Annotated in this window: 11 protein-coding genes; 8 read left to right on the top strand and 3 right to left on the bottom strand. The window is 53.9% G+C overall.

The genetic code is table 11. From position 1 onward, the window contains the following. Positions 1-115 precede the first annotated feature (115 nt). The gene (locus KR51_RS03350; RefSeq protein ID WP_022604851.1) at positions 116-1,903 is read right to left on the bottom strand and encodes a M61 family metallopeptidase; all 1,788 of its coding nucleotides are present in this window, start codon (positions 1,901-1,903) and stop codon (positions 116-118) included. Between the two features lie 125 nt (positions 1,904-2,028). Further along, positions 2,029-2,706, bottom strand: a complete 678-nt coding sequence (locus KR51_RS03355) for a Crp/Fnr family transcriptional regulator (protein ID WP_022604853.1) — start codon at positions 2,704-2,706, stop codon at positions 2,029-2,031. A gap of 128 nt (positions 2,707-2,834) precedes the next feature. Here KR51_RS03355 and KR51_RS03360 point away from each other — a divergent pair, with 128 nt between their 5' ends. Then, on the top strand, positions 2,835-3,155 hold the full coding sequence (locus KR51_RS03360; RefSeq protein ID WP_022604854.1) for a hypothetical protein: 321 nt from the start codon (positions 2,835-2,837) through the stop codon (positions 3,153-3,155). Between the two features lie 106 nt (positions 3,156-3,261). Here the strand turns inward: KR51_RS03360 and KR51_RS03365 are convergent, their stop codons facing one another. After that, positions 3,262-4,614 (bottom strand): WD40 repeat domain-containing protein, encoded by a 1,353-nt coding sequence (locus KR51_RS03365; protein ID WP_198016680.1) that lies wholly within the window; start codon positions 4,612-4,614, stop codon positions 3,262-3,264. A gap of 499 nt (positions 4,615-5,113) precedes the next feature. On the opposite strand from KR51_RS03365, the gene KR51_RS03375 reads away from it, so the two are divergent. The 7 genes from KR51_RS03375 to KR51_RS03400 all read left to right on the top strand — a co-directional run bounded on the left by KR51_RS03375 (position 5,114) and on the right by KR51_RS03400 (position 11,562). Beyond that, complete coding sequence (locus KR51_RS03375; RefSeq protein WP_040655023.1) at positions 5,114-5,854, top strand: cytochrome c biogenesis protein CcdA; 741 nt, start codon at positions 5,114-5,116, stop codon at positions 5,852-5,854. A 226-nt stretch (positions 5,855-6,080) separates the two neighbouring features. Beyond that, positions 6,081-7,376 (top strand): cytochrome c biogenesis protein, encoded by a 1,296-nt coding sequence (locus KR51_RS03380; protein WP_051358057.1) that lies wholly within the window; start codon positions 6,081-6,083, stop codon positions 7,374-7,376. Positions 7,377-7,547: 171 nt separating this feature from the next. Beyond that, on the top strand, positions 7,548-7,757 hold the full coding sequence (locus KR51_RS19155) for a hypothetical protein (RefSeq protein ID WP_156914951.1): 210 nt from the start codon (positions 7,548-7,550) through the stop codon (positions 7,755-7,757). 455 nt (positions 7,758-8,212) lie between these two features. After that, positions 8,213-9,109 (top strand): phosphate/phosphite/phosphonate ABC transporter substrate-binding protein, encoded by an 897-nt coding sequence (phnD, locus tag KR51_RS03385; RefSeq protein WP_022604858.1) that lies wholly within the window; start codon positions 8,213-8,215, stop codon positions 9,107-9,109. 142 nt (positions 9,110-9,251) lie between these two features. Beyond that, on the top strand, positions 9,252-10,028 hold the full coding sequence (gene phnC / locus KR51_RS03390) for a phosphonate ABC transporter ATP-binding protein (RefSeq protein ID WP_022604860.1): 777 nt from the start codon (positions 9,252-9,254) through the stop codon (positions 10,026-10,028). Next, a complete protein-coding gene (gene phnE / locus KR51_RS03395; RefSeq protein ID WP_022604861.1) occupies positions 10,006-10,839 on the top strand; it encodes a phosphonate ABC transporter, permease protein PhnE in 834 nt (277 codons plus the stop codon). Before phnC ends, phnE begins: the two co-directional genes overlap by 23 nt. A gap of 57 nt (positions 10,840-10,896) precedes the next feature. After that, the gene (locus KR51_RS03400) at positions 10,897-11,562 is read left to right on the top strand and encodes a class I SAM-dependent methyltransferase (RefSeq protein ID WP_022604863.1); all 666 of its coding nucleotides are present in this window, start codon (positions 10,897-10,899) and stop codon (positions 11,560-11,562) included. The last annotated feature ends 736 nt before the right edge of the window (positions 11,563-12,298 follow it).

Raw genomic sequence — 12,298 nt, forward strand, 5'->3', positions numbered from 1 at the left:
CAGCAGCACGCTCCCGAAGGAAAACAGCCAACTTCCAAGGCGATAGTATCTGTCTGACATCAGTCCCTAGCAAAGATTCAGATCGGGCGCATGCCTGGCCAAGTGGTCGCGCGGGCTAAAGCTGATTTGGCTCTACGCCCAACCAACCGCGACAGAGGCGGATTTGGTCGTCTGTCGGCTCCGCGATCGCGGCAATTTTATAGCCGCTCGGTTGAGGTTCTGCTAGGGTGACGCGGTGCTCGACGAGTTCGTCTTGGTGGAAGACTGTCACGGCGATCGCGGCGCCCGGCTGGAAATCCTTCAAGCGATCGCTCAGGCGATCGGCAGTGGCGCGGAGCCCTGCGACCGCTAGCAGTTCGTCGCCGGCATCGAAACCGACTTTACCGGCAGGCGAGGAGGCATCGACAAATTTGATAATGTTCTTGCCGCCCTCATTCACAACTTTGAGGCCGAGATAAGGGGCCGGATCGTCGTCGAGAACCGGCCGCAGTTTTAGTCCGAAGGGGGCAAGGTAGTCATCGAGCGGCAGTTCGTCCAGGCCGCGGACGTACCGAGCAAAGAAGTCGCTCAGATCGGTGCCAATTGCGGTTGCGATCAGGGTTTCTAATTCGTCGGTCGTGAAGCCAATTTCATCCCGGCCAAACTGCTCCCACAACGCTCGCATGACGTTGTCGAGGGAGCGCTGGTTGTCGGAGCGCGATCGGGCCAATAAATCTAGTTGAAAGGACACGAGTTCGCCTTTCAGGTAGTAAGAAATCTGGTTGTTGTCGCTGAAGGCGTCGCGGCGGTAGAGCTTGATCCAGGCATCGAAACTGGATTCGCCGAGCGGTTGAACTGCCCGTCCCGGTGTCGCGAAGTACCGGGATATATCTTTGCTGAGATTTTCCAGGCAGGTCTTCGCATCGTACACGCCTGCTCGTAGCGGAATGATGGCATCGTAGTAACTGGTCGTGCCTTCGCAAAACCACAGCGCGGTCGTGTAATTCTCGCGCTCGTAATCGAAGGTTTCCAGCTCCTTTGGGCGAATGCGCTTGACGTTCCAGAGGTGAAAGAACTCATGGGCGACCAGTTGCATAAAGCGATTGTACTTATCCCGCGCGCGGAAGCCGAGGCGCGGGTAGTTCAAGGAACACGCATTCTTGTGCTCCAGCCCGCCGTATCCGCTGCCGGATAAATGCAATAGGAACAAATAGCGATCGTACGGGAGACCGCCGAAGATCTCGGCTTCGGTTTCGATCAGTTTTTGCGTGTCGGCAACGATCTGTTCTGGGTTGGCGTTGCCTTGCCCCCAAATGGCGAGCTCGTGGGGCTTGCCACCCGCCTCGAACTCGAAGGTGCGATGGGTGCCGATTTCGAAGGGGCTGTCGACTAACGTATCGAAATCGGCAGCGATGAAGGTATTGGCTGCTCCTTGAACGGCTGGTAACGGCGTCGAAATCTGCCAGCCAGCCGGGGGGCGAATTGTAATGCGGGCGGGTTGTTGCTCCCATCCAGGCACGAACATCAGTAGTGCTGCTGGATTGAAGTACCCGTGGGTGGCATCGAGGTGATTGGTGCGAACGGTCAGGTCGTTCGCGTAAACCCGATAGCGGATGGCGACATCTGAAGCTCCTTCTTTGCCGATCGCAATTTGCCAGTGGTTTTTGCCGAGTTTCTGCCCAGTAGCTGGCCGACCTGCGACCGTAGCGCTCAGGTCCTGGACGTGGCGGGCGTACTCCCGTAGCAGGTAGGAGCCCGGCGTCCAGGCGGCCATTTTGAGGTCGAGGTGAGGGTCGCGCCACCCGCGCGCGTAGAGCGTAACGACAAATAAATGTGATGCCGGCTCCGGCATCGCCACCTCGTAGGTCAACTGGGGAGCGACTTCGGTCGCATCTGGTGCGCGCACGGCAGTAGCGTCGGTCATGGGCTGCGTAAACTCGACGGGGTAAATCGACGGTAACCGATCGCGACTGGCACTCGCGCGATCCGCGGGCGAGTGCGTTATCGAGGGTCGCGCTCTCCGAGGTTGGAGGCGGCCGGTTTAGACCCCTACAACCCGCCGGTCAGGTGTTCGAGCTGCTTGAGATTGGTTACGCACATGATGCGATCGCCGAGTTCGAGCCAACCTTTCCCCTGCCACTTGGCAAGTAAATTAGCGACATCGTCGACTCCGATGCCGCTCAGGTCTGCCCAATCTCTCGCCGGCAGGTTGACGATCTCCATTCCCTCTTCGGTTGGCGTGCCGTATTCCTCGGCAATCGTCACGATCGTCCATGCCAAGCGGACAAGTACGGGCTGGTGGCGCAGCGACAGCAATGTATGGGCTTGTCGCCAGCGCCGGACAACATGCTGCAACAGCTTGTGGTGGAGTTGGGGGTCTTTGAACAGCGCTTGGATGAAGCGTTGGGCCGAAACCCCTAACGTGCGGACGTCGGTAAGGGCAATGGCTTCAGTGGCGCGCGGCGGCTCGTCAAGAATGGCGGCATCACCGATGAAATCGCCGCGCCCGAGGACCGCTTGCGTTATGGCGCGATCGCCGTGCTTGCGCTGCATCCGCAGCCATCCCGATTCGATGAAATAGACAGCTGTACCCCAGGATCCGTCTGTTAAGAGTGTCGTGCCTGCAGAAAACTCGCATTCGTCTGCAACGGATAGCAGCCATTCCAGCGTTTCTGGTTCGGCAACAGTAAAAAGCGGGAAAAGCTCGCTGAGCTCGGTGGTCTCCATTCAGCAGTCTGCTAAATCAGGCGATCGCGAGGGCGTTGCTCGGCCGTCCCAGGCGGGCAAGTCGGTCGCAGCCGCATCCCAATCCACTCCATTACATCACAGATACATCCCGGAGTCTGCCTGCGTGGGTGACGCGCCCAGGGAAACGCATACCCACTGAGCTCAAAATCTATTCTGGGAAAGATTCCTCAATCATCGCGAAGCTGGGTGATGATGTTTGCGATCGTGCCGAGGAAATCGAACCAGCGACGCCGGCACTGATGGCGATCGTGGATGCTATGGTGCTGCCGATCGCTCTCATCGTTCAAGAATTTGAAATCGAGGTCCGGCTTGCGATCGCGGGGGACGGCGATCGCTCATGGCAGCAGCAGCGTTTTCAAGCCGAGCCGGAAATTGCTCCTGCGGCTAAACCTGTCGGACCGAAAGTGGGAGTGACATTATCCCGATAGCAATGCTTCGCATATAGATCCGGAAATGTCGCCCCTTGCAAACCCCCCTTGGTAGCTTCGGGTGGGGTGTCGGGGTTGGTCATGTAGTCGCGCAGCCTATTGTTGATTAGTCGTCGCGATCCAGGTTCCAGAGAATCACGGTGCCATCATGGCTGGCGCTGGCGAGTGTCTCTCCATCCGGGGCAAAACTCGCGCTCAAGACCCAACCCGAATGACCGGTGAGAGTCAGAAGTTCGCGACCGCTGCGGTCCCACAACTTTACCGTGCCATCATTGCTGGTGCTGGCGAGGGCCTCCCCATCCGGTGCAAAACTCACGCTATTGACCCCATCCGAATGAGCTGCGAAGGTCTGGAGTTCGCGACCATTGAGGTCCCAAAGCTTTACCGTGCCATCTAAGCTGGCGCTGGCGAGAGTCTTCCCATCCGGTGCAAAACTCACGCTATAGACCCGATCCGAATGACCTGCGAGGGTGTGGAGTTCGCGACCGCTGCGGTCCCACAACTTTACCGTGCCATCCCAGCTGGCGCTAGCGAGGGTCTCCCCATCCGGGGCAAAACTCACGCTATAGACCGGACCCGAATGACCTGTAAGAGTCAGTAGTTCTCGGCCGCTGAGGTCCCACAGCTTCACCGTCCGATCCTCGCCGGCGCTAGCGAGGGTCTCCCCATCCGGGGCAAAACTCACGCTCCTGATAAAACTCGAATGACCTGCGAAGCTCTGGAGCTCGCGACCGCTGCGGTCCCACAGCTTCACCGTGCCATCCTCGCCGGCGCTGGCGAGGGTCTCTCCATCCGGCGCAAAACTCACGCTATTGACAAAACCCCAATGACCCGAAAGGGTCTGGAGTTCGCGACCGCTGCGGTCCCACAGCTTCACCGTGCCATCAAAGCTAGCGCTGGCAAGAGTCTCTCCATCCGGTGAAAAATTCACGCCCAAGACCCCAGACGAGTGCCCTGCGAGAGTCTTGAATTTGCGATCGCTGCGGTCCCACTGCTCCACCGAGCTAACAGTTCTGCTGGTGCTGACGAGGGTTTCTCCGTCCGGTGTAAAACTCACGCTCCTGACCGGATCCAAATACCCCTCGAGGGTATTCCGATGCCGATATCCGTCAAGTTGATAAGCTTCGCGTAAAGCAGACATTAAATGTAGCTGAACCGGCAGATTGATTTGCTTTGCATCCTCTGCTCGAAGATGTTGTCCCAGTTTCACCCCCGTCAGTAAGGCTTTAAAGTTTTGATCTAAAGCCATCAAGTTCTCAACAGCAATACTCTCCGCCCGGATGTCTGTATTCAAAGCTGCGATCTCTACTTCCTGTTGTTGCTGCCCAGCGCAAACCGGTAGGGCTCCCAGAAACGCTACGACAACAGAGAGTCCTGCAATGAAGGCATCAAACACCGGCTTGCATCCAGGATTGGGGGACAATCCCTCGATCGCTTTTGTTCGAAAAGCTCCTTCCACTAGCCTTTCGCAGGGTCTGATTTCTTGTGGTGACATCGCCGCAGCACGAAGCTTTGCATTCACTTTCATCAGCTTGCTCCGAGAAATCCCTTTTTCTTGGACGGGGAGGAATAGGTTTGCGAGGGGGAGGGTTCGGCGCCCACAACACGAGCAGAGTGGCATTTCGAGAGGTCAACTCGACTTTTGATTTGGCAAACTTCCCAACCCTTTTCCAGCTCGTGTTACCCACCGAAACTCGATTTTGGGAAATGGTTACTTCGCAAAGAGCCTCCGCCAAACCTATGGTTTTGAATCAGTCCTCTGCATTGTTGTTGCCCTCGGCTGCAAAGCTTATGAGCACTTCGATTGATTCGCTCAAGACTGTAGGTCGGCACGGCATCACGGACATTTCAACTGTCGTCACGCCATAACCTGGCAGTTTTTTTCGAGATGCCATTTAGCTCAACTGCGCCAAAGTCCTGAGATAAGATCCGATCCAGTAGTCGCATGCGTGCCATCCGTGCTGGAATCCCTACAGCTTTCACTCTACAAAATCGAGCAGTTTGCCGACGCGCTCGTATCACAACAATTGACGCATCTCAGCGCGCTCAGTCTGGCGATCGTCTTTGCGGCCGGGTTGCTGACAAGTCTGACGCCATGCATGCTTTCGATGCTACCGCTGACTGTCGGATATATCGGTGGCTATCAGGCACAGGGGCGCGCCCGCGCGGCAGTTCAGTCGATGTGGTTCGCGCTGGGCTTGGCGACGATGCTCGCGGGATTGGGCGCGATCGCAGCCGCCGCCGGCAAAGTATACGGACAAATCGGCAGCGGCTTACCGATCGTCGTCAGCTTGTTGGCGATCGCTATGGGGTTAAACCTATTAGAGATTTTGCCTCTCCGCTTTCCGTCTCTGGGTGCGACAACTTGGATTGCCGAAGACTGGCCGGCTGGGTTGCGATCGTACTTGTTGGGTTTGACCTTTGGATTGGTGGCATCGCCTTGTAGCACGCCAGTGCTGGCAACGCTGCTGGCTTGGGTGGCGTCGTCGCAGAACCTCGCGATTGGATCGGGGTTGTTGCTAGCCTATGCGATCGGCTACGTCGCGCCGCTGGTCGTTGCCGGAACGTTTGCTGCCGCCATTAAGAAATTCCTAGAATTCCGTCGCTGGTCGGGCTGGATCGTTCCCACGAGCGGGGCACTGCTCCTGGGGTTTGGCGTCGTTTCGCTGCTAACGCGCTTGCCCTCCGAGCTCCTTTAAACCGACAGCATTTGCCTCCCATTGAGGCGATCGCGCACGACTGCTTTTTAGTCTTAAACTTCACCTTTTTCAACCTCGTTTATCACTCGTCAACCAGCTACCCGCTCGCGCGCCGATGTCTTTAAAACCGCCTTTAGAAACTGAGTCGTCCCCGGAAACGCTTTTATCAACTCCGACCGAGACGGATGGCAAACCATCGCTACTTGTCTCGGGACGTCGTGCCTGGATGCGACTACTACGCAGCATTGCCGACCTGAGGTTGGCGATCGCGCTCCTCTTAGCGATCGCGTTATTCAGTGTCAGCGGGACGCTCATCGAACAAGGGCAAGCGATCGCCTATTACCAGCAGAACTATCCTGAAAATCCAGCCCTCTTCGGATTCCTGTCCTGGAAAGTCTTGCTGTTCCTAGGGCTGGATCGCGTTTACTCGACGTGGTGGTTCTTGTCACTCCTGGTGCTGTTTGGCTCAAGCCTGACGGCTTGCACGTTCACCCGTCAGTTGCCAACGCTCAAAGCCGCGCGCCGCTGGCAGTTCTTCAAACGCCCCGGCAATTTCGAGAAGCTAGCCCTGAGTGCCGAATTGCCAGCGGGAACGACCGACGCGATCGCGGATCTGCTGCAGTCGCGCAGCTACAAAGTCTTTCGGGCCGGCGACACCCTTTACGCGCGCAAGGGAATCGCCGGACGCATCGGTCCGATCGTGGTTCATGCCAGCATGTTGCTGGTTTTAGCCGGGGCAATCTGGGGTACGCTGACCGGTTTCACCTCGCAAGAGATGATTCCAAGCGGCAACCGTTTCCAAATCCACAACATCACCTCTGCCGGTCCTTGGGCGCAGTCGCCGATGCCGCTCGATTGGTCCCTGCGTGTCAACCGCTTCTGGATCGACTATGCGCCTGATGGCAGCATCGACCAATTCTATTCGGATCTGTCGGTGCTAGATGGAGAGGGCAACGAACGCGATCGCCAAACCATCCACGTCAACCAACCGCTGCGCGCGAGCGGCGTGACTTTTTATCAAACCAACTGGGGCGTTGCCGGCGTTAAAGTCCGCATCAACAATAGCCCGCAGTTCCGCCTGCCCGCTGCCCAGCTCGACACGGGCGGTAACGGTCGTATGTGGGGAACCTGGGTTCCGATTAAACCCGATATGAGCGCCGGGGTTTCCTTGCTGACCCGCGATCTCCAGGGAACCCTGATGGCCTATGACTCGGCCGGCAACTTAGCCGGTGCCGTGCGAACGGGCAGTTCGATCCACCTCGACGGCGTTACCCTCTTCGTCGACGAACTGATCGGCAGCACGGGCTTACAAATCAAGTCCGACCCTGGCATTCCGATTGTCTATGCCGGCTTCGGATTCTTGATGCTCGGCGTAATGATGAGCTACGTATCGCACTCGCAAGTATGGGCGCTACAGTCCGGCGATCGCCTGTTCGTGGGCGGTAAAACCAACCGCGCGCAGTTGACCTTCGAACGCGAATTGCTGGGCATCCTCGAACGATTAACGGAGCAAAAGCTTTAACCACCAATTCGTTGAGGTCTTCTGCCGACGGGGCTACCTTACTGAGGTCCGGCAGAACTGCCGGCAACCTTATCGCGAAAGCCAGGGCATCCGCAGTATCGAGCGTTTTACAGGATCTGGAATAACGCAGTCATCAGCTGGGTTCGCCCGAGCGCAGCAGCCTGCCCGGACTTGTCAACCAACAATACCCCCCTACCCGAGATTGGAGAACTCGACGAAATGCAGACGTTTGTGAACTCCAACAGAAAAAGCGATCGCTCTGTACTGCCGTCAACTACCAACAACAGAGATTTAGGGTTTACCGAGGGCGACCCTGGAGCGGGAGGTTCGATCGCGTTGGGAGCGAGGGAAGATCTGGGATTGCTTCAACTGGCTAAGTGACGGCTACCGGGTCTATGAGAAGGGCATCGACGCGGTCAGCCATGGAGCGAGCAAGACCTTACATGTCGCGGGCGGATGGAGAGAACACGAGGCTGAGGCACTACCTCGCGAGGCAGAAGCGGAAGAGCCTGTAACAACCAAAGTCCAAGGCAGGCTGAAGCGATCGTTGAGACTACTGCTGCACTATTTAACCCACTGGGAGGTTCCGATTTTCAAGGAAACCATCGGTTACCGTGGCTGGTGCGTTTGTGTTTGTGAGATTTGAGATGGTCCTAGAAGGGGCAATGCATTGCAACTCACTTAATCTGTGTATTTTCTATTAGCAATCCCAAGCTTCTTGAGTTCGGTACCGGCTTGAATCAGGTTTAACTTGCTGATAACCATTTATTAACCCGTGATTTGGTACTTTTCAGGTAAGTTAGGGTGATATCAATTTGGCCAACTCTTTATCCACCATGAAAAGACGTTCCTTTTTGCAATCTACTGCGCTTTTTTTCGCAGGGTTGGCTATTGCTGCTTGTACAAATTCTCAAACCACTAGCGATCGCACTCCGGACACTATCAAATTCGCCGTCACGGATGTGCAAGGGCTGGAAGAATTACAGCGAGATTATGAACCTTTCCGCGATGCATTGACTGAAGCCTTAGGCAAAGATATTGAATTTTTCCCGGTAGCCGATCGCACCGCGGCTGCCGTTGCTCTACAGTCCGATCAGGTTGATGTGGTTCTCACCGGTCCTGCCGAATATGTTGTAATTCGGGCCAAGACCAATGCAGTCCCCGTTGTGGCGCTTACCCGGCTCAACTATCGTTCCGCGATCGCAGTTCAGCCTGACAGTGGCATTCGAGAAGTTAGCGAACTGAAAGGGAAGAAAGTCGCTATGTCTGACCTAGGTTCCACCAGCGGTCAGCTTGGTCCTACCAAGATTTTGGTGGATGGCGGCATCGATCCGGAGGCTGATGTAGAAATTCTGCTTTTGGGCGACACCGATTTACAAGCCTTTAAGAATGGTGAGACCGATGCCTGGGGTGGGTCAGCGTTAGACTACGAGCGCTTCCTAGAGGCAGAAGGACTAAAAGAAGAAGACTTTCCATTAATTGAAGTCGGTTCAGCACTCCCCAATGATGTCTTTGTGGCCAGCAGCAGCCTTGCACCTGAAGTTGTGGATGAAATAAAACAGGCAATGGTTGAGAATCAAGAGATATTGGTCAATGCCATTATTTCCGTAGATGCCAACCAGAAATACACGGGCTCTGAGATTATTGAAGTCCAAGATTCTGACTATGACTCCATCCGTGAGGCATACCAGGCAATCGGCATCGATGACTTCACTGAATTTGTCGGTGATTAGTAGTTAATTTGAGTTGGGTTTGCGGCAGCGCAACCCAACCATTCTTTTCAGTTGAGTTATGACTCAAGTGGGTTATGGCTAACGATATCGCATCCGCCAATTTTCTTCAACTCACCTTCCACATTTCAGGCTGTTAGCATTAATGCTTTCCTTAGCGGTTGACCGATTATCAAAAACCTACCCCAATGGAACGGTTGCACTCAACCGTGTCAGTTTCAGTGCTCAGCCGGGGGAAGGTATTGTATTGCTGGGATCGAATGGTTCTGGCAAATCCACATTATTACGCTGTATAGTGGGCCTAGAAAAACCTACCTCTGGCCGGATCGGAGTAGGGAATTCTCAACTAGAAACGGCGAATGCTTGCCAATTGCGTCAGTTGCGGCAACAGATTGGCATTGTGTTTCAGCGATTTCATTTGGTGGCTAACCTGAGTGCTTTTCATAATGTGTTGCAGGGTTCTTTAGGTCGCAGCAAGGGACCACGCTACTGGTTTCCCGCCACGGCTCCCAAACAAGAACGGGATCGGGTTATGCAATGTTTGGAGCGGGTAAATCTGGCTCATTTGGCCCAACAGCGAGTGGATACCCTGTCTGGGGGGCAACAACAACGGGTGGCGATCGCCCGGATGTTAATGCAAGACACCAGCCTACTACTGGTCGATGAGCCTGTCGCTAGTCTCGATCCCAAATCCGGTCGGGAAGCGATGGACTTGTTGTGGGATATTGTGCGAGAGCGTCAACTTACAGCAATTTGCACCCTACACCAACTAGATTTAGCCAAAGATTATGCCGATCGCATTATTGGGTTGCGACAGGGCGAAATCCAAATCGATGCTCCCGCCCATATATTAACTGACCGCGAACTAAGCTGGCTCTATGAATCATCCCCAATCTCCAATGCGGTCGAAAGCAACGCCTAATTCCAACAATCGACTTTACTCCGCTCCTCCTCGCTGGCGAAAACCTTCCTCCCTGGTATTTGTAATTTTGGTAATTGGCTCGGCTTTCTTTTTTCATGGCCTCTGGATTAGTGAACTTACCCCCCTCCGAATTTGGCAAGGCTTTTCTCGCCTCTGGAACTTTCTCGATCAAGCCATTCCCCCTAATCCCAAGCGCTTAGGCAGTACGATCGAAGCTACCTTGGAAACATTTGAAATGGCACTTGTGGGGACCGTATTCGGGGCGGTTTTGAGCCTGCCTCTGGCGATTCTCGCAGCGGAAAACACCACTCCCCATCCAATTGCCTTAGGCTTCACTCGCAGTTTTATCACGCTTCTGCGAGTGATCCCAGACTTGGTGTGGGGACTGATTTTTATTATTGTCGTTGGACTTGGTCCCGTCGCCGGCATTATGGCCTTGACCGCCGATACGATGGGTTTTTGCGGCAAGTTTTTTGCCGAACGGATTGAAGAAGTCGAACCGGGACCTGTGGAGGCACTCAGCGCGATCGGGGCCTCGAAAGCCAGCATCATCATGCTGGCTATTTTTCCCACCACCTTACCTTCATTTGTCGCGTCTACCCTATTTGCCCTGGAATCCTCGGTGCGATCGGCAGTGGTTTTAGGATTGGTGGGAGCCGGAGGTATTGGCGTGGAGTTGTCTACCTCAATGCAACTCTTGCGCTACGATGAAGCGTTCATGGTAATTATTGTGATTTTCGGCGTAGTGCTGCTAGTCGAACAAATCTCCAGTTTTATCCGCCGCAATATTATTGGTAATGCCTACGGGTAGTAGGTTGCCATAAACAACCTACAGTCAAAATTCACTGCTTCACTGTAGGAAAAGATAATGGACAATACTGCAACAGCACATTTGGCTTGGGATAGCCGCTGGCAAACAGATTCGGGTCGAGAAGACTGGTTGCAAGCAGAGCCTGACGTGGTCGAATTTTCCTCCCATCTCTTGACTCAATTGTCCCAACTAAGTACCAAACGGGCATTAGATTTAGGGTGTGGCGTGGGTCGTCATGCGATTCAGTTAGCTCAATTGGGTTTTGAGGTCTCCGGGCTAGATGGCAGTAGCGCAGGACTAGAATTCGCCACTAAAACTGCAGAGGAACAAGGAGTTGCCATTGATTTTATCCAAGGTTCAATGGAGTCACTTCCTTATCCAGATATGACCTTTGATTATGTGCTGGCGTTCAATGTTATTTATCATGGCGATCGCCCAGTCGTATCCCGCTGCATCAGCGAAATTCATCGTATTCTCAAACCAGGGGGATTTTTCCAAGGCACCATGTTGTCTAAGCGCAATGGGAACTATGGAAAGGGCACGGAAATTTCTGCCAATACCTTCGTCGATCTGAACAACGGCGATAAAGATCACCCTCATTTTTATTGCAATGCTGAAGAACTATGCGAGCTATTGCATAATTTTGAACTTCTCAGCTTGATCGATCGGGTGCACAAGAAACCCAATTCTTGGCATTGGCATCTCATTGCAGAACGGTTCTAAAAAAAGATTTGAAGCTCGGCAGTTGAGTGCGCCCCCTTTTTTTGCCCAACAAATTTTCATCTAACCCCTTTTCCAAAGAGTCGGCTAACAAAAATTCATCTCGTCAATTGGCAACTTTAAGATTTTAAGAGAGTTCATCATATTTGATATGCGCTCAGCATGAGTTCGCTAGCTCGAAAATCAACTTCCGGTCGTGGCAAACACTTTTGTTGGAATGGTGAGACCCAATTAATTTGGGAAGTAGTGTTTGATATCTTTTCCCCAGGTACAAATTATAGAAGTCCCCTTTACTTAGGGCTTGCTGAAAAAGTCCACAAAGTGAATTTAGGGGACAGAGAGCTCATGAAATTAGGCTTTCGCCATCTAGCCCCAGATTTTTGCCCCTAGATCTCGGCTCAAGTGCAAGGGTTTTGAGGCTCTAGCAACCATAACCTTGCACTCCTCTGACGCAGAAAACGCTGGAACCTTCTCGCTGAAACAATTCCAGCCTTTTTCAGCAAGCCCTACTTAAAAGTATGCCAACTCCTGATGAAGCAACTTTTTTCCATAACACCGAAGGAATGCACTTTCGGGTACATTACGATCCCAATCGACAATCCAATCAGTGTTATGGCGGGGCTCGAATAAATGGAGTACTCTTCAAGCCATACAAAAACAATAGGCTCTATCTTTTCTGTGTACCTCATCCACTGAGCAGAGCTATGCCGAGCCGCAGTCAGTTGCCGAACAAGTATCC

It is taken from the genome of Rubidibacter lacunae KORDI 51-2 (genome assembly GCF_000473895.1).
Lineage (GTDB): Bacteria > Cyanobacteriota > Cyanobacteriia > Cyanobacteriales > Rubidibacteraceae > Rubidibacter > Rubidibacter lacunae.

Coding starts and splice junctions, on each gene's coding strand:
- KR51_RS03400 (WP_022604863.1), top strand. CDS start 10,897: ATGGACAATACTGCAACAGCACATTTGGCTTGGGATAGCCGCTGGCAA.
- KR51_RS03380 (WP_051358057.1), top strand. CDS start 6,081: ATGCGACTACTACGCAGCATTGCCGACCTGAGGTTGGCGATCGCGCTC.
- phnD (WP_022604858.1), top strand. CDS start 8,213: ATGAAAAGACGTTCCTTTTTGCAATCTACTGCGCTTTTTTTCGCAGGG.
- phnC (WP_022604860.1), top strand. CDS start 9,252: ATGCTTTCCTTAGCGGTTGACCGATTATCAAAAACCTACCCCAATGGA.
- KR51_RS03350 (WP_022604851.1), bottom strand. CDS start 1,903: ATGACCGACGCTACTGCCGTGCGCGCACCAGATGCGACCGAAGTCGCT.
- KR51_RS03355 (WP_022604853.1), bottom strand. CDS start 2,706: ATGGAGACCACCGAGCTCAGCGAGCTTTTCCCGCTTTTTACTGTTGCC.
- phnE (WP_022604861.1), top strand. CDS start 10,006: ATGCGGTCGAAAGCAACGCCTAATTCCAACAATCGACTTTACTCCGCT.